We start from the raw sequence: 22,901 nt of genomic DNA on the forward strand, positions 1-22,901 counted from the left end.
GGAGTTGAGGACGAACGAATGAAAGCGACATTTCTTTGGAAGACGGCGACATGGGTCGGCACGGCGGCGCTTTTCGCTGCCATCATGACTGGCTGCGGTACGAAACCGGCTCCCGCCGGACAAGGGAGCACGCCAAATGGCAGCCAGCCCTCCGGACAAGCCGGAGCGCAAGCGGGGCAGCCAGCCAAAAAATCGTGGACCTCGCCGCCGGCGATGAAAATCGATCAGAAGAAATCGTATACCGCCAAGGTAACGACCTCGAAAGGAACGTTTACCATCGAGCTTTTTGCCAAAGAAGCGCCGAAAACCGTAAACAACTTCGTATTTCTCTCAAAAGAAGGCTTCTATAACGATATTACGTTCCACCGGATTATTCAGTCGTTCATGATTCAGACCGGCGATCCGCAAGGGAACGGAACCGGGGGACCGGGCTATAAATTCGAGGACGAGCTGAAGACGCCGTACAAGTACGAGCCTGGCATTGTGGCCATGGCGAATGCGGGTCCGAATACGAACGGCAGCCAGTTTTTCATTTGCACGGGTCCTGACAGCACGACGGTGTTGAACCAAAACCCGAATTATACCATTTTCGGTAAAGTAACGGAAGGCATGGACGTCGTTCAGAATATTGCCGCTACGCCTGTAAAGAAAGGCAGCGAGCCGACGCCGAGCGTGCCGACAGAAAAAGTAACCATCCAGACGATCGAAATTACCGAAAAATAAGGAATACGGCATCTTAGCTTCCCCTTCTCTTGCAGATTCTTAGAGCGATGCAGCCAAGAAAGGTACTGATTGCCGAAGGCCGATTCCTCCATAAACATCAGAACAGCGTGGGCGGCCACGCTGGTTTTTCAATGTCTTATCTGCGATTTCGCATCATATGATGGCATAAACTTGTTGAGGCGAAGGGAACGTAATGAATCTTTGCCTCGTCTATTGATGAGAGGAGCGATTGTAGATGACACAAGCTGTCGGGCGATCTGCCGATCGGCATGCGGGCTGTCTGCTTGGGCTTGCGGCCGGCGATGCACTGGGGACGACGCTGGAATTCAGTACGCCGGGTTCGTTTCAGCCGATTGATGACATGTCGGGCGGAGGGCCTTTCGGGTTGAAGCCGGGCGAGTGGACCGATGATACGTCCATGGCGCTTTGCTTGGCGGAAAGCTTGCTGGAGACCGGACGCTTCCATCCGCGCGATCAAATGGAACGGTATGTGCGGTGGTTTCGCGAGGGCTACCTTAGCAGTACGGGGGATTGCTTCGATATCGGCAATACGGTTCGCGAAGCGCTGCTCCGTTTCGAGCGGACGGGAGAGCCGTTCAGCGGCTCCATAAGCCGGTCGGCCTCGGGGAACGGCTCGCTCATGCGGCTTGCTCCGGTGCCGATGGTTTACGCGGCCAATCCGGCCGAGGCCGTCATGCGCTCCGGCGATAGCTCGCTCACAACGCATGGTTCGGTGCTGGCTGTCGATGCATGCCGTTACTACGGCGGCCTCATTATTGGGGCGTTAAACGGCGTATCCAAAGAGCAGCTGCTGAGCTCATACTACACGCCGGCGCCGGGCTTCTGGGATCGAAGACCGCTCGTACCGGAGATCGGCGACGTCGCCTCCGGTTCTTTCAAACGGCGGCAGCCCCCGGAAATTCGGGGTACCGGATATGTGGTGCAGTCGCTGGAGGCGGCGCTGTGGGCTTTCGCGCAGAGCGATGACTTTGCCGAAGGCGCGCTGCTCGCAGTCAATCTGGGCGAAGATGCCGACACGACAGGGGCAATATACGGACAACTGGCGGGGGCATATTACGGCGTTCAGTCCATCCCCTCACGCTGGCTGGATAAGCTTGCGGATCGCGAGCGCATCGAACGGTATGCAGCCAAGCTATTCGAACAGGCGCAGGAGGATGCTCATCATCATGGAATCGCATAATCAAGGCTGTTTGCTGCTTCACGGCTTTACAGGCGGACCTTACGAAGTGATACCGTTAGCCCGGCACCTGGAACAATCGCTTGGCTTGCAATGCCGCATACCCGTTCTGCCGGGGCATGATCAAGATTTGGCCATGCTGGGAGGCGTCACGTTCCACGACTGGCTGGACAGCGCTTCGCGGGAGGCGCAACGGCTGATGAACGATTGTGAGTCTGTCGATCTGATCGGCTTTTCGATGGGCGGACTCCTCGCCGCCTGCCTCGCCAACCGTTTTCCGGTCCGGAGGCTCGTCCTATTGAACGCGGCTGCGATCTATATCAGCCCGCTTCGTCTGGTGGCTTATACGGCATCGCGGCTCCTGATTCGGGACTGGGCGAATTTGAGACGGGCGAAGAACGTTCCGCCGCAAGCGACGGTTGAGTTTCTGAAGCTCGCCCGGCTTGCCAAGAGCCGTGAACTGCCGCGCATTCATGTGCCGACGCTGATCGTGCAAGGCGCACAGGACCCTATCGTCCATCCGCGGAGCGGCCGGTACATCTACAAACGGTTAAAGGGCGAACGGGAGCTTCGCATGTTTCCTCAATCCCGGCATATGATATGTCTGGACCGGGAAGCCCCGGAGCTGTTCGCCGTAGTGGAGCGTTTTTTGACGAGCCCGTAAAGAGGAGTCGCTGCTAAGACGAAGTATGGGAGAGTTGGGGAATGAAGGTGACAGGATTTAATCATATCACGATTCGCGTGTCGGACTTGCCGGCGTCGCTGTCGTTTTATCAGCATACGCTTGGGATGAAGCTGGTTCACCTCGGACGGACCGATGCGTATTTGGAGTGGGGGAGTGCATGGATCTGCTTGCTGGAGCGGTCGCTTGACGAGCCGTCCGCCTCGCCGCGCGGCGTCGATCACGTTGCATTTTCCATTGCCAAGGAGGATTTTGTTGCCGCTGCGGACAAGCTAAGCCAGGCAGGCGTTCCGATCGTCAGAGGTCCGGTGGAGCGCGGCGGCGGGATGAGTATCAACTTTCTCGATCCGGACGGGACGCAGCTGGAGCTGTATACCGGATCGCTGGACGGGCGGATGAGCGTATGGCACTGACGAGGAACAGCCGGCGGAAAGGACGGGGCCGTCGCTTTATAGCTTTGGTAAGAACGGCTTGGAGAATCGCCGCGACGCTGCTCATCGCTGCATTGGCTTGGGTCGCCGTCATTCAATGGAAGATGGCGACGCTGGATCAGCCGCAGCTGCCTCCACAAGATGTCGGCATCGTGCTGGGTGCAGCCTTATGGCAGACGACGCCAAGTCCGGCGCTTAAGGAGCGGCTGAACCGCGCTGTGGAGCTGTATCGGGCCGGCACGATTCGGCATATCATCGTAACCGGTGGCTACGACCGCCAAGATTCGGTATTGACCGAAGCGGAAGGCATGCGCAACTATTTAACGGAGTGGGGCGTCCCGGAGAAGGTGATTTTTTTGGAAAACGAGGCGACCAGCACGTACGAGAACATGTTGTTCAGTCAAGCGATCATGCAGCGGGAGCAGTGGGTATCCGCCGTCATTATTACCCATCGCTATCATGTGGTCCGCGCACTCGATATGGCACGATTTCTCGGGTATCAAGCACCTGCGGTGGCACCGATGGACTCCGATGTGCTGATGATGTCGTGGCATAAGAGCAGGGAAACGCTGGCGCTTGCGAAGTGGCAGTGGGATAAGCTTGGTCTGGTGCTGCGGAAAGAACCGGCTTGACAGTTTGCTGTTCCCAACCGGCGTACGAGCTGATATAATGAGTGGTAACACTACCGCTCGTTTAAAAAGGAGTTGGACACATTGCCTTTCGGTAATATCGGCATCGGCGGACTCATTCTGATCGTTCTCGTAGTGCTGTTGTTGTTCGGCCCGTCAAAGCTGCCCGAATTGGGGCGCGCTTTCGGACGCACGCTCAGCGAATTTAAAGAATCGACAAAAGGTCTCCGCTCCGAAGAAAAAGACGAGGCTTCCAAAACACAGGACGAGAAAAAAGCGTGATCGGATTGCTTATTACGACAAAAATCCCTTCTTCCGGCTCATTCATGAGAGGAGAGAAGGGATTTTTTAAGTTATCCATTCACAATCGTGCCGCCATTGACGTGCAATATTTGCCCGGCCATGTACGATGAATCGTCGCATGCGAGAAATACATAGCTTGGCGCCAATTCCTCCGGTTGGCCCGCCCGTTTCATCGGCGTCGTCGAGCCGAAGTTCGCCACCTGCTGCTCATCGAACGTGGACGGGATGAGCGGTGTCCAGATCGGACCCGGCGCTACGCCGTTGACGCGAATACCGCGACCGATCAGCTGCTGTGAGAGAGAACGGGTAAACGTGACGATCGCGCCCTTGGTGGCGGAATAATCGATAAGCTGCTCATTGCCTTCATAAGCGGTAATCGATGCCGTATTAATAATCGCGCTGCCCTGCATCAGGTGCGGGAGCGCAGCCTGAGTCATATAAAAATAAGAAAAAATATTGGTACGGAATGTCTTCTCTAACTGAGCTGAGGTAATATCCTCAATCTGTTTCTGAGGATGTTGTTCGGCCGCATTATTGACGAGGATGTCCAGCTTCCCGAGCTGCTTGACCGTCTCATCCACCGCTTGCTTGCAAAACGACTCCGTCCCGATATCGCCCGCCAGCACAATGCACTTGCGGCCTTCTTCCTCGACCTGACGCTTCGTTTCTTGCGCATCGTCGTGCTCATTCAAATAGACGATCGCCACATCCGCGCCTTCCTTGGCGTACGTTACAGCTACAGCTCGTCCAATCCCGCTGTCGCCGCCTGTAATGATTGCCACTTTGTCCTTCAATTTGCCGGCGGCCTTGTACTTTCGGTCCTCGAATACGGGGCGCGGATTCATTTGCGATTCGATTCCGGGCTGCTGCTGCTGATGCTGGGGCGGAAACGTCTGCTTTTCCATCGTCGTTGTCGTCATCATTTTCACGCTCCTTCGTGTAGTCCGTGTTCGGCCATGCTATGGAAAAATAAGCGGCGCACGGTACTTTTTACCCTGTTTAGGATGCGCTCAAACGATGCGGCGTATGGTGGAACATTTTGACATGAATGTTTACGCCTCGAATTTCGTCCGGTAATGATAGCTGAACAAGTCGTCATAACCGGCGGAACGGTACAGCCTGACCGCGGGCTCATTGTCTGCGATCACTTGAAGATACAACTTGTCTGCACCTTGTCCGGCGCTCCATGCGGCCAGCTCGTGAACAAGTCGTTTGCCGATCCCATGGCCGCGCCGATCCGGATGGACGACCACATTGGTGAAGCCGGCCCAGCCGTGTTCCGTGACGCTCGTTCCTACGGCTACCGTTTCGTTTTCCTGCATGATTTTAACGTATGCGGCCGGAAGCGCGATGCGGCTGAACAAACGGCGGTAAAATGGCAGCAGCTCCGGTTTATGGCCTTCCAGCGCGATAAACGTCCGCATCCATTCGTTGTCGGGAGCAGAGAGAATGTCAGCACGGAACGCTTCATTCCCATCCCGGTACGTCCGCTGAACGGCTTCGGTCGTGTCGGCCGTCATGATGAGGCATGGCGCTTCGATCACATAGCCCTGAGATTCGAGCCATGCATCCAATCCATCTGGCGATGCATCGCTAATATGATACCGGACAGGCAGCTCGCGGGACTTATAAAATTGCTCGACCTGTTCGCGGCGAATATCATCGGGATTCCAGTCGTCGCCGTTCCCGGTCCAGACGCTGTTAGCCCGTTTCGTTACGCCTTCCGAGGCGCGCAGCAGCCAAGTGCCGCACGGCTCCGTTTCCTGAGCGGGCCATGTTCCGATGCCTAGACGATCGATGAATGAATACAATGCCTTGCCTTGCAAGAGATCCACCTTCTTTGTATGGTTAAATATGTATAAATATACATCATGATTTTTAAATATACAACATCGTATGATCTGCGATTTATGAAAATAATGCCTACCCAATTGATTGACTTCGTAGTACGATACTAGGATAGATTTGCGGAAGGGGCCATATGACATGATCAAAGCGATTATTTTTGATTTTGACGGACTCATCCTGGACACGGAGACGCCGGAATTCGAGTCGTTTCAGGAAATGTACCGTGCGCACGGATGCGAGCTGACGCTCGACGTGTGGGGGACTTGCATCGGCACGGGGCCGGAAGCTTTCAACCCGTACGACCATCTCGAGTCGCTGCTCGGAGCCGCTTACGACCGGGAATCCGCCAGAACACTGCGCAGGGAGCGGCATGAACGGAAGATGCAGGACGCGGAGCTGCGTCCGGGCGTAAGGCAATATTTGGCGCAGGGCCAAGAGATGGGGCTGCGGATCGGCTTGGCGTCGAGCTCCACGAACGAGTGGGTGACCAAGTATTTGAGCCGGTACGGGCTGCTCGGCGAATTCGAATGCTTGTGCACGCGCGATATGGTGGCCCGGGTGAAGCCGGACCCGGAGCTGTACTTGCGGGCGTTGGCGGCGCTAGGTGTGCAGCCGCACGAGGCGATCGCTTTCGAGGATTCGCCGAACGGCACATTGGCGGCGAAACGGGCGGGGATGTTCTGCGTGACGATCCCGAATCCCGTGACAGCGCAGCTGTCATTCGGCGAATACGATATGCGGCTTGATTCGATGGAGCAGCTTTCGTTCCCGGACGTCGTTCGCCGGTTCAACCAAGCTTCCGCTGAGGCGGTATCGAAGCCTTCCAAGGAATCGGAGCCGCTGTGAACAAGATCATGCTGATCGGCTCTCCTGGCTCCGGAAAGTCCACCTTTGGCAAGAAGCTGGCTCAAGCGACGGGACTGCCGTTATTCCACCTGGACGCGCTCTACTGGAAGCCGAATTGGGTGGAGACGCCGAAGGAGGAATGGGATTCACTGCTGCAAAGGCTCGTTTCTGAGCCGCAGTGGATTATTGACGGCAATTATGGACGCACGCTGGACATCCGGATGCAGGCGGCCGACACGATCATTTGGCTGCAGAAGCCCAACTGGCTCTGCGTTTGGCGGGCAGTCAAGCGACAGGCAGGCCATTTCGGCAAAGTTCGTTCGGATATGGGTGAAGGCTGCGTCGAACGGTTTCGATGGGCGTTTTTCCGATTTTTGTTGTTTATTTGGCGTTTCCCGAAACAAAGAGCGCGCAATCTGGAAGAGCGGATTCGCAAACACACAGCGCTCGCTCCCGGCAAGAAGGTCATCATCTTGCGTTCGGATGCGGAGGCTGCAGCGTTCTTGAACAGCTTGCCGTAAGGAAGATGAGCGCGATTAAGCCGCTGCGGGATCAGACGCAGCGGCTTGCCGAATGTCCGGCTTACGGCAGCTGGATTCGCTTGGTAAAAACAGACGCCGCTGCAGACAATTCGCGCTTGGCAGGGGAGACGAGCGCGATGGATCGCATGGTGAGCGGGCGGGTTAACGGGATTTCCAGAAGGTTGCCCGCCGCCAGCTCTGCCTCGGCCAAGTTTTTGTGAAGAATGGCGATGCCGAATCCGACCCGTACCATCTCCTTGATCAATTCAATGCTGCCCACCTCCATCTCTGGCACGATCTCGCCTCCGCACGCCTGCGCTTCTTTATCGACAAATTTCCGCGTACTGCTCCCCGGGGAAAGCAAGATCATCGGGAGCTTGAACAGCTCGGCCGGCTCATGCGGCTGCGCAAACCGCAGCTTATCTCTGCCGCTGCCGATAAAGATCGGCTCGGCCTGCCACTCATGATGAATTTGCAGCGCCCCAGCGGGCAGCGGCAGGTGGACCAGCCCGATGTCGATGCTGCCTTCCTCCAGACGGCCTGCGATTTCCAGCGTCTTGCCATGGACGAAACGGAACCGAACGCCCGGATAATCATCGTGAAACGATTCGATGGCAGGCAGCAAATAATGCTTGATCAACATCTCGCTGCCGCCAATGCGAATTTCCCCCGTATCCAGACTGTGGTAGCGGGCCATAAGCCGCTCTCCTTCGGTCAGCAGCGTCAGCGCCGGCTGCACGTAATCAAGCAGCGCGCGGCCTTCCGGGGTCAGCTCCACGCCTTTCGGCTTGCGGACGAAGAGCGCCGTGCCGAGCTGTTCCTCCAACTGCTTGATCGCATAAGAGACGCTGGGCTGCGTAATATACAGCAGCTCCGCCGCTTTGCTGATGTTTCCCGTGCGTGCGATGGCGTGAAACACCTTGTACAACTCCAATGAGATCATGATTCGTCATGGTTCCTCTCTATCGATGGTATCGATAATATCGATTATATCTATAAGATCCTCACCATTATAATGGTTTTGACGCGTTCGAGGAAGCGTCAGTCGCTGACGTCATGCATATTCATGCATGCGTGCATGCATTGGCTTGGACGTGCGCATGGCGTTTGCGAAAATGATGGCGGTAGGAGGAACCGATATGAGCAATCGTAAGATGAATGCGGTATTGTTCGATTTGGACGAAACGTTGATGGACCGGAGAAAGGCGCTGGACGTTTTTATCAACCGTTTGATTCGGGATTATGGCGAAGCGTTTGGGCTGAAGGATCGTAAGCGCATATTCGATATTGTGCGGGAAGCGGACCGGGGCGGGTATCGGGCCAAGCGTGAAGTGTATCATGATTTGATTCGTCTGCTTCGGTGGAGCGGAGCACCTTCGGAGGAACAGTTTGCCGGTTATTGGCGTAGTGTATATCCAGGTTGCGCCCAGCCGGCAATAGGCATGCGGGAGGTGCTTGCGTTTTTCCGGCATCAAGGCATTCGGCTTGGTCTGATCACGAACGGCCAGTCCGAGGTACAGCAAGCCAAGATCGATATTCTCGGCATTCGTGAGCGGTTCGACTCGATTATCGTATCGGAAGAAGCCGGGTGCAAGAAGCCGGATGCGGCGATTTTTAAGCTGGCTCTGGAGACGCTCGGCGTGAATCCGTCCGAAGCTTGGTATGTTGGCGATCATCCGCGCAATGACGTGTATGGCGCCCGCCAAGCCGGGTTGTTTGCCGTCTGGAAGCAGGGCGTGCATGTGTGGGACAATGCACTGTCCGTTCGGCCGGATGCGGTTATAACGGAGCTTACGGAGCTTGCTCCGCTGTATCTGACGCTGAACAAGTCGTGACCAGGTGACTGCGATACATGATTACTCCGCTCCATCGCATGCATGGCTTTCGCAAAGCGTAATCGATTGACTGACGCGTATCCACGATCACAAGCGGATAAACAACATGTTTCCCCCGGATAACACATAAATATATATGGATCACAAGGGGAGGGTGACGAATAGGTGAGTGAAGATACGCGTCAGATTACGACCCGGAATCGCCAGATTAATGTAACTTTTAAATCATCTCCCGAACCGACCCGCGTCGAGAATTCCCAATCGCAGCCTAAAGAAATGTCTCAATATATGGAAGCATTTTCTGACATTTTCAAAGAACTGGATGATATGATCGGGCTGGAAGAAGTCAAAGAGCTTGTGTTTCAAATTTATGCAATGCTGCAAATTAAGCAGTTCCGGATTCAGGAAGGACTGCATGCGGGCTCAAACGTGTATCATATGATTTTCAAGGGGAACCCGGGAACTGGAAAAACGACGGTGGCCCGGATCGTCGGCAAGCTGTTCAAATCGATGGGCGTGCTCTCCAAGGGGCATCTGATTGAGGTGGAACGAGCCGATCTTGTCGGAGAATATATCGGACATACCGCATTAAAGACAAGAGAGCTCGTCAAAAAAGCGCTCGGCGGCATCCTATTCATCGACGAGGCATACAGCTTGGCTCGCGGCGGGGAAAAAGATTTCGGCAAGGAATGCATCGACTGCCTGGTCAAGGCGATGGAAGACCACAAAAACGATTTTGTGCTGATTCTGGCCGGCTACCCGGCGGAAATCGAAACCTTTTTGCAGACGAATCCGGGGCTGCCTTCGAGATTCCCGATCCAGGTCGACTTTCCCGACTACTCGATCGATCAACTGATCCAGATCGCGCACAAGATGGCCAATGAACGCGAATACGCCATTTTGCCCGATGCGATTCAGAAGGTAAGAATCCATCTGCAATACGAAAAGCATCTGAGCCTGAACTTCAGCAATGCGAGATATGTCAGAAATATTATCGAGAAAGCGATCCGCTATCAAGCGGTGCGGTTAATTCGAAAGCCGCTCAAGCCCGGCAAACGAGATCTGATGAACTTGACGAGCGACGACTTTATGCTCGGGGAGGAGCCGGCGGACTTGAAATCAAACCAACTTTCAAGCTTTTATTGAACCGTAACAATGCGGCGTCAGGAGCTTCGGGCGACGATGGTTAAGCCGGCTGATAATCCGGTAGCGGGGGGGATGGCCTGCTTCGCTGTTCAAAGACGGTACAGATGCAAGCAAGATACGCTCGGCCTTGGTTCGGATGATTTCGGACGAAGGCCTATTCTTTTTAATAATGAAATTGGAACGCTGACGCTCATGCATGACTGCACTTCTTCTTCGCATGGATCGTCTGCCCCGGCCCGGGATCAAAACAGAACTGGCGGGGAAAATGATTAAAGTGGTTGTATTCCTTGAATATGAAGTCACAGTTGTATTAAAATTTGGTAATGCCCGCGGCGATTGAACGTCTCAGCCGTTATGCTGCAGGGCGCGAAAGAAATTCGAACGAATCACGTCAAAGGAGACGATGAAATAATGAAATTAACGACGCATGAAGTTAGACCGGATACCCGGGATCGCGCGGTATTGGTCAGTCTGGTGACGCCCGAGCTGAAAAGACAGGACGCGTTCGACGCGGACTATTCGCTGGCCGAGCTGATCAGCCTGGCGGAGACGGCGCAGGTTGACGTGATGGGGACGTTGACCCAGAATAAGGAATACGCGGATTCCAAATGGTTTATCGGGAAAGGCAAGGCGGAAGAACTCAAAACGCTGATCGGCGAGACGGACGCCAATACCGCTATCTTCGATCAGGAACTGTCCGGGGCGCAGGTGAGAAATCTCGAGCAGTTTTTGGATGTAAAAATCATCGACCGCACACAGCTCATTCTCGACATCTTCGCCCAGCGCGCCAAAACGCGCGAAGGGATTATTCAGGTCGAGCTCGCACAGCTCAGCTACTTGCTGCCGCGGCTGTCGGGCCACGGCAAAAACTTGTCTCGGCTTGGCGGCGGGATCGGCACCAGAGGTCCGGGGGAATCGAAGCTCGAAACGGACCGAAGACATATTCGCAACCGCATCAGCGAGTTGAAACGGCAACTGCAGGAGGTTGTACGGCATCGCAACCTGCATCGCGAGCGGCGCAAGGAAACAGGCGTTTATCAGGTTGCGCTTGTCGGATATACGAATGCGGGCAAATCGACGATGCTGAAGCAGCTGACCCATACGGACGTTTTTGTGGAAAACCAGCTGTTCGCCACGCTGGATCCGACATCCCGGGCACTGAAGCTACCGGGCGGAGCGGACATCGTGCTGACCGATACGGTCGGATTTATTCAAAATTTGCCGCATGATCTCGTAGCGGCGTTCCGCGCCACGCTGGAGGAGGCCAATGAAGCCGATCTCATCCTCCATGTTGTGGACAGCTCTTCGGAGATGATGCCGACCCAGATGAAGGTCGTCGATCAGGTGCTGGAGGAGCTTGGCGCACACGGGAAGGAACGCATTACGCTGTTCAACAAGATCGACCTGTGCCCTCCGGGTCAGGAGGAGATGCTGACGACGGAGGGTGAGTTTCTTCGCCTCTCCGCATACAACGAAGCGGATTTGGATCGAGTCAGAGAACTGCTCGAGCGCAAGCTGATGAGCGACAGCCGCGTCTATCGCATTCCGGCCGATAAAGGCGATGTGATCTCGCTCGTTTACCGGGTCGGCGAAGTGCTGGAGAACGAGGTGGACGGCAGCGACATGCTCTTCAAAGTTCGACTGAACAACAAGGAATTTGGTAAAATCGGATACATGCTTGCCGCGTACGACGCGGCGCGGCTTGCGCAAGGAGAACCCGGGGGAGAGACGACCAATCATGTTTAAGGAACAGGTGCTTGGCTTGATGGATCAAGCCGAGCTTCAAATTGAAGGAAGGCTGAAAGCGATCGACCGGATCGTCGACCGCAATCAGTGGAAGGTCATTCGCGCCTTCCAGAAGCATAAAGTCAGCGATTACCATTTTGCCGGCTCAACCGGCTATGGTTACAACGACAGGGGGCGAGAGGTGCTGGATTTGGTGTATGCCGACGTCTTCGGCGCGGAGGCGGCGCTGGTGCGGCCGCATTTCGTGTCGGGCACGCATACGATCGGCACCGCCTTGTTCGGCGTATTGCGGCCTGGTGACGAGCTTCTGATGATCACGGGGAGACCTTACGATACACTGCACAAGGTGATCGGCAAGCCGGGCGACGGACTCGGCTCGCTGCAGGACTTTGGAATCCGGTACGAGGAGGTCGCGCTCCGGGAGGACGGTTCGCCGGATTACGAGAACATTGCCCGCCGCATTGGCGCCGGCACGCGGGTCATCGGCATTCAGCGGTCACGCGGTTATTCGTGGCGCCCTTCCTTCACCGTGGAACAGATCGCGGAGATGGTCCGTTTCGTCAAGGAGATCAAGCCCGATGTGGTCGTGTTCGTCGATAACTGCTACGGGGAGTTTACGGAGCTGACCGAGCCTACGGAAGTCGGCGTCGATCTGATGGCCGGCTCGCTGATCAAAAATCCGGGCGGAGGCCTTGCAGCAACCGGCGGATATATCGCTGGCAAAGCCAAGTATGTAGAGCTGGCGTCATACCGGCTAACCGCGCCCGGGATCGGCGGGGAAGTCGGCGCAATGCTCGGAACGACCCGTTCGATCTACCAAGGGTTGTTTTTGGCCCCGCATCTGGTCGGACAAGCGGTGAAGGGCTCAGTCTTCGCGGCCTCGGTCTTCGAGCGGCTCGGCTTCGTTACGCATCCGCGCTGGAACGATCCGCGGACAGATTTGATTCAGGCGATCCGATTTACCGGACCAGAGCATTTGATCGCCTTCGTTCAAGGAATTCAGCAGGCGGCGGCGGTGGACGCGCATGTGGTCCCCGAGCCGTGGGACATGCCTGGCTACGAGCATCCGGTCATTATGGCGGCCGGTACGTTCATCCAGGGGGGAAGCCTGGAGCTGTCGGCCGATGCGCCGATCCGGGAGCCGTATATCGCCTATATGCAGGGAGGCTTGACGTACTCCCATTGCAAAATGGGCGTGCTTACCGCATTGCAGAACATGATCGACCGGGGGCTGCTGCATCTGGAAGAAAATTAATGCCTTCGTTTTCAGAGTTGGGCGGCAAGTGATGCTGGTTGGCGAATGATCGCCCTCGCCCCCAGAATGATCCATGCGGAAGGAATACGGAGAAAAGCGCTTTCTGTAAAAAATGCTGACATATGGCATAAACCTAACACGACTTGACACGTTTTATGTTCGAGGTTACAATAGGATCAGGTTCATGTGTTTAGGAGTGATGGTCATGACTGATGATATCCGCAGAAATATGGCGCTTTTCCCGATCGGGATCGTGATGAAGCTGACGGATTTGACCGCCAGACAAATTCGATACTATGAGCAGCACGAGCTCATTATTCCCGCCCGGACCGGAGGCAATCAACGTTTGTATTCCTTTAATGATGTGGAGCGTCTGCTCGAGATCAAGGATTTGATCGAGAAAGGCGTCAACATTGCCGGAATCAAGCAGGTGCTGCTCCCGTTATCCAAAGATTCCGAAGAAGCGACGGTTATTAACGAGCATTCGGAAGTAAAGCGCAGAGAAATGACGGATACGCAGCTGCATAAGATGCTCAAGCAGCAGCTTCTCGGCGGCGGTAAACGTCCGAATCATGTGTCGCTGATTCAAGGCGAGCTTTCCCGCTTTTTTAGAAAGTAAAGCTTTCCGGAGCCGTCTAGCGTCATTTTACCGCAAGGCAATCGGACACGCTTTGTAACCATTGGACACCCGTTTAAGGAGGAGATTTCACAATGACCGTAAATAAATACACCAAAGAAGATATTCTACGCATCGCCAAAGAACAGAATGTCCGATTCATCCGCTTGCAATTCACCGACCTGCTCGGCACGATCAAAAATGTGGAAATTCCGGTCAGCCAGCTGGAAAAGGCGCTCGACAACAAAATGATGTTCGACGGCTCTTCGATCGAGGGGTATGTTCGCATCGAGGAATCCGATATGTACTTATATCCCGATTTGGATACTTGGGTCGTGTTTCCGTGGGTTACGGAAGACCGGGTAGCCCGTTTGATTTGCGACATTTATTTGCCTGACGGCAGACCGTTCCCGGGCGACCCGCGCGGTATTCTGAAGTCGGCGCTCCAGGAAGCGGAAGAAATGGGCTTTACGGCGATGAACGTGGGGCCGGAGCCGGAGTTTTTCCTGTTCAAGACCGATGAGAAAGGCAATCCGACGATGGAGTTGAACGATCAGGGCGGATACTTCGACCTGGCTCCTACGGATCTCGGCGAGAACTGCCGTCGCGAAATCGTTTTGACGCTGGAAGAAATGGGCTTTGAAATCGAGGCATCCCACCACGAAGTGGCACCGGGACAGCACGAGATCGACTTCAAGTACGAGAGCGCGATCAAAGCGGCCGACCAGATTCAAACATTCAAGCTCGTCGTCAAGACGATCGCTAGACAGCACGGCCTGCACGCCTCGTTCATGCCGAAGCCGCTCTTCGGCGTCAACGGCTCCGGTATGCATTGCCACCAGTCGCTGTTCAAAGGCAAGGAAAACGCGTTCTACGATGAGAGCGACAAGCTTGGTCTCAGCTCGACCGCACGTTACTATATGGCGGGCATTTTGAAGCATGCGCGGGCGTTCGCAGCCATTACGAACCCGACGGTCAACTCGTACAAGCGCCTCGTGCCGGGCTACGAAGCGCCTTGCTACGTCGCGTGGTCGGCCAGCAACCGCAGTCCGATGATCCGGATCCCTGCATCCCGCGGGATGAGCACGCGCGTGGAAGTGCGGAATCCCGACCCTGCGGCTAACCCGTATCTTGCGCTTGCCGTGATGCTGAAGGCAGGGCTCGACGGTATCAAGAACAAGACCCAGCTTCCACCTCCGACGGACCGCAACATTTACGTCATGACCGAAGAAGAGCGGGAAGAGCAAGGCATTCCGAGCTTGCCGGTCGATTTGAAGCAAGCGCTCGACGAGCTGCTCCGCGACGACGTCATCTGCGATGCGCTCGGCGAACATGCGCTGGCTCATTTCTACGAGCTGAAAGAAATCGAATGGGATATCTACCGCACGCAGGTACATGCTTGGGAGCGGGAACAATACTTGACGCTGTACTAAGAACAAAAGAACACGCTTTTCATACGAAACGTCCGTTTCGCGGCACGCGCTGCCGCTCGAAACGGACGTTTTTTTTAGTGTTTGCACCGTGATCAAGCGCGGAAATCGATCGATATCTCGTTGTAAACTGAAAAAAATCCCTTTTGACTCGCTCGCACAGCGAATGCAAAAGGGATGGAAATTAGTGAACATTGCGGAATACGCCGATGACCTTGCCCAGAATCGTCACATGCTTGAGCCGGATCGGATCCATCGTCGGATTCTCCGGCTGCAGGCGAACGTGGTCGCGCTCCTTGTAGAACGTCTTTACCGTTGCTTCGTCCTCTTCGGTCATGGCCACGACAATTTCCCCGTTGTTGGCGGTTTGCTGCTGCCGGACGATGACGTAATCCCCGTTGCGAATGCCTGCTTCGATCATACTTTCCCCAATAACGCTAAGCATAAACACGTTATGATCACCGACGAAATGGGAAGGCAGAGGGAAATAGTCTTCGATGTTCTCTGTCGCCGTAATTGGCATACCGGCGGTAACGCGTCCGATGAGCGGCACTCTCGCCACCGATACGGCGAACGGACCTTCGCCGTCGCCGCCGTCGAGAATCTCGATCGCCCGCGGCTTGGTCGGGTCCCGGCGAATGAGCCCCTTCTTCTCCAGACGCTCCAGATGCCCATGAACGGTCGAGCTGGAAGCCAGTCCGACGGCTTCACCGATTTCTCTTACGGATGGAGGGTATCCTTTGTCTTTAACCTCATTCTTGATGAAATCCAGAATCGCCTGCTGACGATTGGAAATCTTGCTCATTTAGAATCACTCCATTTTTGGTAATCATTACTTAGAAGTATAGCACAGAACCGGAGTTCGTACAAACATAAGTTCGAAAAATCTGTTGACACAAACACTTGTTCGTGTTAATTTGAGAACAGAACAAATGTTTGGGGGATGAAATTCATGGTCCAGAATGTACAAGTTCTCAATCGTTATAATCACAGTGAACGTCAAGCTCCGCAGCGTGCGGATTTACATAGGACGAACAGGGGGCGAACGATTCGCCGAATTGTTGTGTTCGGCTTGCTTGTGCTTGCGCTCTTATCCGTGAGCGGGTTCGCATCAGCTTTCCTGGGGAACGAGGATGCATACGCGGCGACGGCATCGGCCAAACGCGCGATCGTATACGTCGAGCAAGGCGATACGCTTTGGAGCATTGCCCAGGAACATGCAGCTAACGGGGAAGATGTGCGCGATTACGTGTATAGAATGAAGAAGCTGAACAAATTGGGCAATGCCAAATTGCAAATCGGTCAGAAGCTTACTCTTCCATCGGGCAAGTAAAGTCAGGTAAGATGACAGCCTGTCCGCGGCCGATCTCTTGACAACTGCTGGCCGTAATGTCAAAGTATTAATGATATAGTCCCGTAATTTGGTTACCGGCGACTTTTCGAATGCTTAATGTTTGACAGAGGTCGGGAGGAACGTCATGAAGGAATCGGAACACGATGAAACCGTGAGAAGAATTAACGAATTAGCCCGGAAAGCGAAAGCCGAGGGTTTGACCGATGAGGAGTTGGAGGAACGGAATGCGCTTCGCAAAAAGTACATTGATTCCTTCAAGTCGTCATTGCGCTCGCACTTGGAAAATATAAAATTCGTTGATGGCGATGAAGAGAAATAAAGCCGAAGCCAGGCCGCATGATTGTACTTCGCGGCGCGGTGGCGCAATAATCGATTCATCCCGCGGTTTTTACTGCAAATGAATGCATAAGGGGTAAAACTATGTCGCGCAAGTGGGAACGAATGGTTCGAAAGAATACGAAGACGACAAACAAAAGCAGGCAGAAGAGCGGGCAGCCCAGAATTTCGGAGATACAGTCCGATGGCTCGGTTACGCTGAAAGGAAGAAGCTGGTTTTTGCCGATGTTGTTAATGGCTACGGGAGTGTTTTGCTTAATTTCCTTCCGCGGGATCGCAGGACAAGATAACTTATACTGGATCACGGGAATAAGCTACATTTTCTTGGCGGTGCTGATTTATTATGTGCGGCGGCCTTTCATCAAGATTGGAAAAAATGCGCTGACCTCTCGTCGCTTTGGTGGAGACCGGACCATTGAAGCTTCTCAAATCAATGAAATCACCGTCAGCAAAGATGCGGTCACCGTCCAAATCAAACCCAAGGGTAACCGTTGGGTATTTACCCGTTTATACAACCGGTTTCAGATGGACGAGCTGAGCGGAAAGATCAAGGAATTCGCCGCCAAAAATAATGTTGCGCTGAAAGAAGAATAGAACTAACGTTAGAACAGAATGGGATCATTTCGGGGGAGAAGAGATCAGGATGACGATTAAAGCGGTACTGTTCGATTTGGATGATACGTTATTGTGGGACGAGCGAAGCGTTAAGGAAGCGTTTCGGGCGACATGCGAGGAAGCGGCGAAGCACTATACGCTCGAGCCGGAATCATTGGAAGAGTCGGTTCGGCGGGAAGCAAGAGCGCTGTATGAGACTTACGAAACGTTTCCGTTTACGAAGATGATCGGGATTAATCCGTTTGAAGGGCTATGGGCAAATTTCACGGAAGGCAAGCAGGAGCAGTTCCGCAAGCTTCAGGCGCTTGCTCCCGGTTATCGGAAGCAGTCGTGGACACGCGGTCTGCAAGCGCTCGGGATCGACGATGAGCAGCTTGGAAGCCGTCTGGCCGAGATGTTCCCTGCCGAGCGCCGCAACCGTCCGATCGTATACGAAGAAACATTCGAGGTGCTGGGCCAGTTGAAAGAGAAGTACAAGCTGCTGCTGCTGACGAACGGTTCGCCTGACCTGCAGAAGGAAAAGCTGGCCGGCGTGCCGCAGCTTGCACCGTATTTCGAGCACATCGTCATCTCTGGCGAGTTCGGGGAGGGCAAGCCAGCAGCCTCCATCTTCGAACATGCCATGAAACTGCTTGAGATCGGGCCGGAAGAGGGCGTCATGATCGGAGATAAGCTGACTACCGACATCCTTGGATCCAACACTGTCGGCATGCGCAATATGTGGATTAACCGCCACGACTTGCCGCGGACGAATATTGAGCCGGCTTTCGAGATCACAAGCTTAAGAGAAATTCAGAGTGTCATCGATCGAATGGCGTAATAAGGAAAGCCCGCAGGCGACTGAATGTCTGCGGGCTTCTCTTCTATCCGATGGGATCGTGCGGTCGGATGCACCATGCGATTCTGGTCGCACGTAAATCGCTGCGGTTGCTTATGCCTTCTGGAACGAGGCGTCTGCGAACGGATGCGCAATCCAGCCTTCGGTCTCGATAAACAAACGAACGGCAACAATTTGACGGTTTTCCATCAAGGTGAAGAAATGCGGCTTGTGTTCCGGAACAGAGATCACATCGCCAGCTTCAAGCTCTACGTCGAAATAACCGACATCTTCCGAGCCTTTAATAATGAAGATGCCTTTGCCGGCCGTAATGGCGCGCACTTCATCTTCGGTATGTGTATGAACTTGCTCGAATTTTTTCAGCAGTTCATCCAAATTTGGAGTAGCGTCGGACAAGGCGATAATGTCCCATGTTTTGTAGCCCCGGCGCTGTGCCAGGTCGCGAATTTCTTCGTCATATGTAGACAAAATTTGCGACTTCTCCTCATCGCTCAACTGAAACTTATTTTGAATTGAAGCCGGAAGTTTCGAAGCATTCCAATGCTCGTACAGCACTTCCTGTTTATCCAAAAATGCTTTCACGTTCGCTTCGCCTGAAATTCGCTCATTGGTATTGCGAATCCGAATTTCTGCCATGTTACATCCCTCTTTCATCACGGATAAGGTATGGAATTTACTCCTATTTTGTATTATAGCGGATGGCCTGCTTCCTGTCGATGGAGCAATTTTGATAAATCCGATAAGAAAACACAGGAAAAAACATGATAATTTTATTTGGTTGCTTTTCATCATGTTTCCTTTCTGGTACACTAAGGCTTGACCTAATCGTGAATTTTCGCGCTTTTTTGCCATATCCGAATGAATGCGAAGAAGAGCTGGAGGTCTCTCGTGACAAACAGGTTACGCTTCAGGGAACGGCATCGTTTGGAGAGGCATGGCTCCCATCATGAAATAGAGAACGACATGGCGAGCCGCACGGCAGCGCGAATTGTCGGAAGTTATGCGACGGAAGGGGAACACCGATGACAAAGCCATCATTAAAAGAACAGCTAGAGAAAAAAATTATGATTTTGGACGGTGCTATGGGCACCATGATCCAGCAGGAGAACTTGACCGAGCAAGATTTCGGCGGGGAGGAGCTGGATGGCTGTAACGAATATCTGGTCATCACTCGGCCGGACGTGATTCAAAAAATACACGAAGCTTATTTCGCAGCAGGCGCCGATATTGTGGAAACGAATACGTTCGGTGCCACCAGCGTCGTATTGGCGGAGTATGATTTGCAGGACCGGGCCCGCGAGTTGAACCTGGTCGCCGCCAAGCTGGCGATTGAAGCTGCCAATAAATACAGTACGCCGGAATGGCCGCGGTATGTCGCCGGAGCTATGGGACCGACGACGAAGACGCTTTCCGTCACGGGCGGCGTCACGTTCGATGAGCTCGTAGAGAGCTACTACGAGCAAGCGCTTGCGCTTATCGAGGCGGGCGTGGATGCGCTGCTGCTTGAGACGTCTCAGGATACGCTGAACGTCAAAGCAGGGAGTATCGGCGTACGCCAAGCGTTCGAGACGACAGGGAAGAAGCTGCCGCTCATGATTTCCGGAACGATCGAGCCGATGGGGACAACGCTCGCCGGACAAAACATCGAGTCGTTCTATGTTTCCCTGGAGCATTTGGATCCGGTATCGATCGGATTGAACTGCGCTACTGGACCGGAATTTATGCGAGACCATATTCGGACGCTGTCCGAGATCGCCGGAACTGCCGTCAGCTGTTACCCGAACGCAGGGCTTCCGGATGAGAACGGCCAATATCACGAATCGCCGGAATCGCTGGCGAAGAAGCTGGCCGGCTTTGCCGAGCAAGGATGGATCAACATGGCCGGCGGCTGCTGCGGCACGACGCCTGCGCATATTCGCGCGATGGCCGAGACGCTGAGCGCGTACAAGCCGCGTCCGCAAACGGGATCGCATCCTACGGCCGTATCGGGGATCGAAACGATCTACATCGAAGATGCGAACCGCCCGTATATGGTAGGGGAGAGAACGAACGTACTCGGCTCCCGCAAGTTCAAAAGGCTCATTGCCGAAGGCAAATACGAGGAAGCGTCCGAGGTTGCCAGAGCGCAGGTCAAAGGCGGCGCCTCGGTCGTCGACGTTTGCTTGCAGGATCCGGATCGCGACGAAATGAGCGATATGCAGCAGTTTTTGGAGCTGGTCGTGAAAAAAGTAAAGGTACCGCTCATGCTGGACTCCACGGATTACAATGTCATCGAGCTGGGACTGAAATATTCGCAAGGAAAAGCGATCATCAACTCGATCAACCTGGAGGACGGGGAAGAGAAGTTCGAGAAGGTGGTTCCGCTCATTCATAAATACGGAGCTTCGTCAGTCGTTGGCACGATTGACGAGCGCGGTCAGGCGATTACGGCCAAAGACAAGCTTGAAGTGGCCCAGCGTTCTTACGATTTACTGGTGCACAAGTACGGAATGAGGCCGAGCGACATTATTTTTGACCCGCTCGTGTTCCCTGTCGGAACCGGGGACCAGCAGTATATCGGCTCCGCTAACGAAACGATCGAAGGTATTCGTCTGATTAAGGAAGCGATGCCGGAATGCGGTACGATTCTTGGGCTCAGCAACGTTTCCTTCGGCTTGCCGCCGGCCGGCCGAGAGGTGCTTAACGCGGTTTACTTGTATCACTGTACAAAGGCTGGGCTCGACTACGCGATCGTCAATACGGAAACGCTGGAACGCTACGCCTCGATCCCAGAAGAAGAGCGCCGCTTGGCCGAGCGTCTCATTTACGAGACGAACGATGAGACGCTGGCTGAATTCGTAGCTCATTTCCGCGAGAAAAAGGTCGAGAAGAAAGAGAAAATTTCGAATTTGTCCCTGGAGGAGCGGCTCGCATCTTACGTCGTAGAGGGGACGAAGGAAGGCTTGTACGCCGATCTGGACGAAGCCCTGCAAAAGTACCCGCCGCTCGACATCATCAACGGGCCGCTCATGAAAGGGATGGAGGAAGTCGGCCGCTTGTTCAACAACAACGAGCTGATCGTCGCCGAAGTGCTGCAGAGTGCCGAAGTGATGAAAGCTTCCGTCGCTCACCTGGAGCCGCACATGGAGAAAGCGGACAGCGCGGTTAAAGGGAAAATTATGCTGGCGACCGTGAAGGGCGACGTTCACGATATCGGGAAAAACCTGGTCGAGATCATCCTGTCCAACAACGGATATAAAATCGTGAATCTGGGCATTAAAGTTCCGCCGGAGCAGCTTATTGACGCGTACCGCAGAGAAAAGCCCGACGCAATCGGCTTGTCCGGTCTGCTCGTGAAGTCGGCGCAGCAAATGATCATTACCGCACAGGATTTGAAAACGGCTGGCATCGACGTGCCGATTCTTGTCGGCGGCGCCGCGCTGACGCGGAAGTTTACGAAGACGCGGATTGCTCCGGAGTATGACGGTGCGGTGCTGTATGCCAAAGATGCGATGGACGGACTGGACATCGCGAATAAGCTGAGCGATCCGAAGCAGCGTGAGCTGCTCATCAAGGAGCTGCGCGAAAGCATCGAGTCCGATGTCATGGAGTCGGGCCGGAAGGAAGCGCCGATGCCGGAGCTGACCCGTGTGAGGTCGTCCCAGATCGACCGCATGGTTCCGGTGCAGGTACCGCCGGACACGGAGCGGCATGTGCTTCGCGATTATCCGATTTCGCACCTCGTCCCGTATATCAATATGCAAATGCTGCTCGGCCATCATCTCGGCCTCAAAGGCAAGGTCGGTCAACTGCTGGAGGAGAAAGATCCGAAAGCGATGCAGCTCAAGGATACGGTTGACGGCATATTAGCCGAAGCGCAGCGCGAGGGCATCATCAAAGCGCAAGGCATGTACCGGTTCTTCCCGGCGCAGTCCAAAGACAATGATGTGATTGTCTACGATCCGCAGGATCACGGCAAGGTGCTGCAAACCTTCACGTTCCCGCGCCAAGCGACCGAACCATACTTGTGCCTTGCCGATTACTTGAAACCGGTGGACAGCGGCGAGATGGATTACATCGGCTTCCTGGTCGTCACGGCGGGGCAAGGCATCAGCGATCGTGCAGCCGAATGGCGCGACAAGGGAGATTACCTCCGTTCGCATGCGCTGCAGTCAGCGGCGCTGGAGACGGCCGAGGCGTTTGCGGAACGCGTTCACCATATGATGCGCGACGTATGGGGCTTCCCGGACCCGGCGGAAATGACGATGCAGGAACGGTTCGGCGCGAAATACCGCGGACAGCGCTTCTCGTTCGGTTATCCGGCTTGCCCGAATTTGGACGATCAGCAGCAGCTGTTCGCACTGTTGAATCCGGAAGACATCGGCGTAACGCTCACGGAAGGCAGCATGATGGAGCCGGAAGCATCCGTATCGGCCATCGTCTTTGCGCATCCGCAGGCACGTTATTTTAATGTCGATAAAATGTAGGGTATGCTATATAGGGTGGAGCCGTGATGCGCTCCATCCTTTTCCTTGCATAGGGAACTAAGCTGAAACGGAGTCGATGAAGT

Annotated in this window: 24 protein-coding genes; 19 read left to right on the forward strand and 5 right to left on the reverse strand. The window is 54.4% G+C overall.

The features are described 5' to 3' along the window. Nucleotides 1-18 precede the first annotated feature (18 nt). From KXG62_RS29355 to tatA, 6 genes are all read left to right on the forward strand, one after another. Nucleotides 19-723: a peptidylprolyl isomerase gene (locus tag KXG62_RS29355; RefSeq protein WP_218095571.1), complete on the forward strand. Its 705-nt coding sequence runs from the start codon at nucleotides 19-21 to the stop codon at nucleotides 721-723. A 235-nt stretch (nucleotides 724-958) separates the two neighbouring features. Then, entirely contained in the window at nucleotides 959-1,924 is a 966-nt protein-coding gene (locus tag KXG62_RS29360; RefSeq protein WP_218095572.1) for an ADP-ribosylglycohydrolase family protein, read from the forward strand. Then, a complete protein-coding gene (locus KXG62_RS29365; RefSeq protein ID WP_246627701.1) occupies nucleotides 1,911-2,585 on the forward strand; it encodes an alpha/beta hydrolase in 675 nt (224 codons plus the stop codon). Before KXG62_RS29360 ends, KXG62_RS29365 begins: the two co-directional genes overlap by 14 nt. 41 nt (nucleotides 2,586-2,626) lie before the next feature. Beyond that, nucleotides 2,627-3,016: a VOC family protein gene (locus KXG62_RS29370; RefSeq protein ID WP_218095574.1), complete on the forward strand. Its 390-nt coding sequence runs from the start codon at nucleotides 2,627-2,629 to the stop codon at nucleotides 3,014-3,016. Then, on the forward strand, nucleotides 3,007-3,666 hold the full coding sequence (locus KXG62_RS29375; RefSeq protein ID WP_218095575.1) for a YdcF family protein: 660 nt from the start codon (nucleotides 3,007-3,009) through the stop codon (nucleotides 3,664-3,666). Before KXG62_RS29370 ends, KXG62_RS29375 begins: the two co-directional genes overlap by 10 nt. Before the next feature lie 81 nt (nucleotides 3,667-3,747). Further along, nucleotides 3,748-3,945 (forward strand): twin-arginine translocase TatA/TatE family subunit, encoded by a 198-nt coding sequence (tatA, locus tag KXG62_RS29380; protein WP_218095576.1) that lies wholly within the window; start codon nucleotides 3,748-3,750, stop codon nucleotides 3,943-3,945. Between the two features lie 71 nt (nucleotides 3,946-4,016). Here tatA and KXG62_RS29385 read toward each other — a convergent pair whose 3' ends face one another. Both KXG62_RS29385 and KXG62_RS29390 read right to left on the reverse strand, forming a co-directional pair. Then, on the reverse strand, nucleotides 4,017-4,886 hold the full coding sequence (locus tag KXG62_RS29385; protein WP_218095601.1) for an SDR family oxidoreductase: 870 nt from the start codon (nucleotides 4,884-4,886) through the stop codon (nucleotides 4,017-4,019). Between the two features lie 132 nt (nucleotides 4,887-5,018). Beyond that, nucleotides 5,019-5,792 carry a GNAT family N-acetyltransferase gene (locus tag KXG62_RS29390; RefSeq protein WP_218095577.1) on the reverse strand — a complete coding sequence of 258 codons (774 nt, stop codon included), beginning with the start codon at nucleotides 5,790-5,792 and terminating at the stop codon, nucleotides 5,019-5,021. 160 nt (nucleotides 5,793-5,952) lie between these two features. Between KXG62_RS29390 and KXG62_RS29395 the strand changes: the two genes are divergently transcribed. Further along, a complete protein-coding gene (locus tag KXG62_RS29395) occupies nucleotides 5,953-6,660 on the forward strand; it encodes an HAD family hydrolase (RefSeq protein ID WP_218095578.1) in 708 nt (235 codons plus the stop codon). Further along, nucleotides 6,657-7,181 (forward strand): AAA family ATPase, encoded by a 525-nt coding sequence (locus tag KXG62_RS29400; RefSeq protein ID WP_218095579.1) that lies wholly within the window; start codon nucleotides 6,657-6,659, stop codon nucleotides 7,179-7,181. Before KXG62_RS29395 ends, KXG62_RS29400 begins: the two co-directional genes overlap by 4 nt. Nucleotides 7,182-7,242: 61 nt before the next feature. Here KXG62_RS29400 and KXG62_RS29405 read toward each other — a convergent pair whose 3' ends face one another. Then, nucleotides 7,243-8,124: a LysR family transcriptional regulator gene (locus tag KXG62_RS29405; RefSeq protein WP_218095580.1), complete on the reverse strand. Its 882-nt coding sequence runs from the start codon at nucleotides 8,122-8,124 to the stop codon at nucleotides 7,243-7,245. A 196-nt stretch (nucleotides 8,125-8,320) separates the two neighbouring features. Here KXG62_RS29405 and KXG62_RS29410 point away from each other — a divergent pair, with 196 nt between their 5' ends. The 6 genes from KXG62_RS29410 to glnA all read left to right on the forward strand — a co-directional run bounded on the left by KXG62_RS29410 (nucleotide 8,321) and on the right by glnA (nucleotide 15,212). Further along, nucleotides 8,321-9,016 carry an HAD family hydrolase gene (locus KXG62_RS29410; RefSeq protein ID WP_218095581.1) on the forward strand — a complete coding sequence of 232 codons (696 nt, stop codon included), beginning with the start codon at nucleotides 8,321-8,323 and terminating at the stop codon, nucleotides 9,014-9,016. 165 nt (nucleotides 9,017-9,181) lie between these two features. Then, nucleotides 9,182-10,162, forward strand: a complete 981-nt coding sequence (locus KXG62_RS29415) for an AAA family ATPase (RefSeq protein ID WP_246627702.1) — start codon at nucleotides 9,182-9,184, stop codon at nucleotides 10,160-10,162. Nucleotides 10,163-10,573: 411 nt separating this feature from the next. Further along, nucleotides 10,574-11,908: a GTPase HflX gene (gene hflX / locus KXG62_RS29420; RefSeq protein WP_218095582.1), complete on the forward strand. Its 1,335-nt coding sequence runs from the start codon at nucleotides 10,574-10,576 to the stop codon at nucleotides 11,906-11,908. Continuing rightward, nucleotides 11,901-13,163 (forward strand): methionine gamma-lyase family protein, encoded by a 1,263-nt coding sequence (locus KXG62_RS29425; protein ID WP_218095583.1) that lies wholly within the window; start codon nucleotides 11,901-11,903, stop codon nucleotides 13,161-13,163. The genes hflX and KXG62_RS29425 overlap by 8 nt, the downstream gene beginning before the upstream one ends. Before the next feature lie 205 nt (nucleotides 13,164-13,368). Continuing rightward, on the forward strand, nucleotides 13,369-13,782 hold the full coding sequence (locus KXG62_RS29430) for a MerR family transcriptional regulator (RefSeq protein WP_218095584.1): 414 nt from the start codon (nucleotides 13,369-13,371) through the stop codon (nucleotides 13,780-13,782). Between the two features lie 92 nt (nucleotides 13,783-13,874). Next, nucleotides 13,875-15,212: a type I glutamate--ammonia ligase gene (gene glnA, locus KXG62_RS29435; protein ID WP_218095585.1), complete on the forward strand. Its 1,338-nt coding sequence runs from the start codon at nucleotides 13,875-13,877 to the stop codon at nucleotides 15,210-15,212. Between the two features lie 181 nt (nucleotides 15,213-15,393). Here glnA and lexA read toward each other — a convergent pair whose 3' ends face one another. Continuing rightward, nucleotides 15,394-16,014 carry a transcriptional repressor LexA gene (gene lexA / locus KXG62_RS29440; protein WP_218095586.1) on the reverse strand — a complete coding sequence of 207 codons (621 nt, stop codon included), beginning with the start codon at nucleotides 16,012-16,014 and terminating at the stop codon, nucleotides 15,394-15,396. A 147-nt stretch (nucleotides 16,015-16,161) separates the two neighbouring features. On the opposite strand from lexA, the gene KXG62_RS34255 reads away from it, so the two are divergent. The 4 genes from KXG62_RS34255 (at nucleotide 16,162) to KXG62_RS29460 (ending at nucleotide 18,334) form a co-directional block, all read left to right on the forward strand. Next, nucleotides 16,162-16,542, forward strand: coding sequence for a LysM peptidoglycan-binding domain-containing protein (locus tag KXG62_RS34255; RefSeq protein WP_246627703.1), 381 nt, complete (start codon nucleotides 16,162-16,164; stop codon nucleotides 16,540-16,542). 145 nt (nucleotides 16,543-16,687) lie between these two features. Continuing rightward, nucleotides 16,688-16,882 (forward strand): DUF896 domain-containing protein, encoded by a 195-nt coding sequence (locus KXG62_RS29450; protein ID WP_218095587.1) that lies wholly within the window; start codon nucleotides 16,688-16,690, stop codon nucleotides 16,880-16,882. A gap of 101 nt (nucleotides 16,883-16,983) precedes the next feature. After that, nucleotides 16,984-17,493: a hypothetical protein gene (locus tag KXG62_RS29455; RefSeq protein ID WP_218095588.1), complete on the forward strand. Its 510-nt coding sequence runs from the start codon at nucleotides 16,984-16,986 to the stop codon at nucleotides 17,491-17,493. Between the two features lie 49 nt (nucleotides 17,494-17,542). Then, nucleotides 17,543-18,334 carry an HAD family hydrolase gene (locus tag KXG62_RS29460; RefSeq protein WP_218095589.1) on the forward strand — a complete coding sequence of 264 codons (792 nt, stop codon included), beginning with the start codon at nucleotides 17,543-17,545 and terminating at the stop codon, nucleotides 18,332-18,334. A 111-nt stretch (nucleotides 18,335-18,445) separates the two neighbouring features. Here the strand turns inward: KXG62_RS29460 and KXG62_RS29465 are convergent, their stop codons facing one another. Beyond that, the gene (locus tag KXG62_RS29465) at nucleotides 18,446-18,988 is read right to left on the reverse strand and encodes a 1,2-dihydroxy-3-keto-5-methylthiopentene dioxygenase (protein WP_218095590.1); all 543 of its coding nucleotides are present in this window, start codon (nucleotides 18,986-18,988) and stop codon (nucleotides 18,446-18,448) included. A gap of 386 nt (nucleotides 18,989-19,374) precedes the next feature. Between KXG62_RS29465 and metH the strand changes: the two genes are divergently transcribed. Continuing rightward, nucleotides 19,375-22,818 (forward strand): methionine synthase, encoded by a 3,444-nt coding sequence (metH, locus tag KXG62_RS29470; protein ID WP_218095591.1) that lies wholly within the window; start codon nucleotides 19,375-19,377, stop codon nucleotides 22,816-22,818. Nucleotides 22,819-22,901 lie beyond the last annotated feature (83 nt).

The sequence above is a fragment of the Paenibacillus solanacearum genome, assembly GCF_910593845.1.
Lineage (GTDB): Bacteria > Bacillota > Bacilli > Paenibacillales > NBRC-103111 > Paenibacillus_G > Paenibacillus_G solanacearum.

Excerpts from the sequence above, each read along its gene's own strand:
- glnA (WP_218095585.1), top strand. The coding sequence starts at position 13,875 with ATGACCGTAAATAAATACACCAAAGAAGATATTCTACGCATCGCCAAA.
- KXG62_RS29450 (WP_218095587.1), top strand. The coding sequence starts at position 16,688 with ATGAAGGAATCGGAACACGATGAAACCGTGAGAAGAATTAACGAATTA.
- KXG62_RS29410 (WP_218095581.1), top strand. The coding sequence starts at position 8,321 with ATGAGCAATCGTAAGATGAATGCGGTATTGTTCGATTTGGACGAAACG.
- KXG62_RS29360 (WP_218095572.1), top strand. The coding sequence starts at position 959 with ATGACACAAGCTGTCGGGCGATCTGCCGATCGGCATGCGGGCTGTCTG.
- KXG62_RS29385 (WP_218095601.1), bottom strand. The coding sequence starts at position 4,886 with ATGACGACAACGACGATGGAAAAGCAGACGTTTCCGCCCCAGCATCAG.
- KXG62_RS34255 (WP_246627703.1), top strand. The coding sequence starts at position 16,162 with ATGGTCCAGAATGTACAAGTTCTCAATCGTTATAATCACAGTGAACGT.
- KXG62_RS29425 (WP_218095583.1), top strand. The coding sequence starts at position 11,901 with ATGTTTAAGGAACAGGTGCTTGGCTTGATGGATCAAGCCGAGCTTCAA.
- KXG62_RS29355 (WP_218095571.1), top strand. The coding sequence starts at position 19 with ATGAAAGCGACATTTCTTTGGAAGACGGCGACATGGGTCGGCACGGCG.
- KXG62_RS29460 (WP_218095589.1), top strand. The coding sequence starts at position 17,543 with ATGACGATTAAAGCGGTACTGTTCGATTTGGATGATACGTTATTGTGG.
- KXG62_RS29395 (WP_218095578.1), top strand. The coding sequence starts at position 5,953 with ATGATCAAAGCGATTATTTTTGATTTTGACGGACTCATCCTGGACACG.
- lexA (WP_218095586.1), bottom strand. The coding sequence starts at position 16,014 with ATGAGCAAGATTTCCAATCGTCAGCAGGCGATTCTGGATTTCATCAAG.
- KXG62_RS29455 (WP_218095588.1), top strand. The coding sequence starts at position 16,984 with ATGTCGCGCAAGTGGGAACGAATGGTTCGAAAGAATACGAAGACGACA.
- metH (WP_218095591.1), top strand. The coding sequence starts at position 19,375 with ATGACAAAGCCATCATTAAAAGAACAGCTAGAGAAAAAAATTATGATT.
- KXG62_RS29430 (WP_218095584.1), top strand. The coding sequence starts at position 13,369 with ATGACTGATGATATCCGCAGAAATATGGCGCTTTTCCCGATCGGGATC.
- KXG62_RS29465 (WP_218095590.1), bottom strand. The coding sequence starts at position 18,988 with ATGGCAGAAATTCGGATTCGCAATACCAATGAGCGAATTTCAGGCGAA.
- hflX (WP_218095582.1), top strand. The coding sequence starts at position 10,574 with ATGAAATTAACGACGCATGAAGTTAGACCGGATACCCGGGATCGCGCG.
- KXG62_RS29375 (WP_218095575.1), top strand. The coding sequence starts at position 3,007 with ATGGCACTGACGAGGAACAGCCGGCGGAAAGGACGGGGCCGTCGCTTT.
- KXG62_RS29405 (WP_218095580.1), bottom strand. The coding sequence starts at position 8,124 with ATGATCTCATTGGAGTTGTACAAGGTGTTTCACGCCATCGCACGCACG.
- KXG62_RS29370 (WP_218095574.1), top strand. The coding sequence starts at position 2,627 with ATGAAGGTGACAGGATTTAATCATATCACGATTCGCGTGTCGGACTTG.
- KXG62_RS29365 (WP_246627701.1), top strand. The coding sequence starts at position 1,911 with ATGGAATCGCATAATCAAGGCTGTTTGCTGCTTCACGGCTTTACAGGC.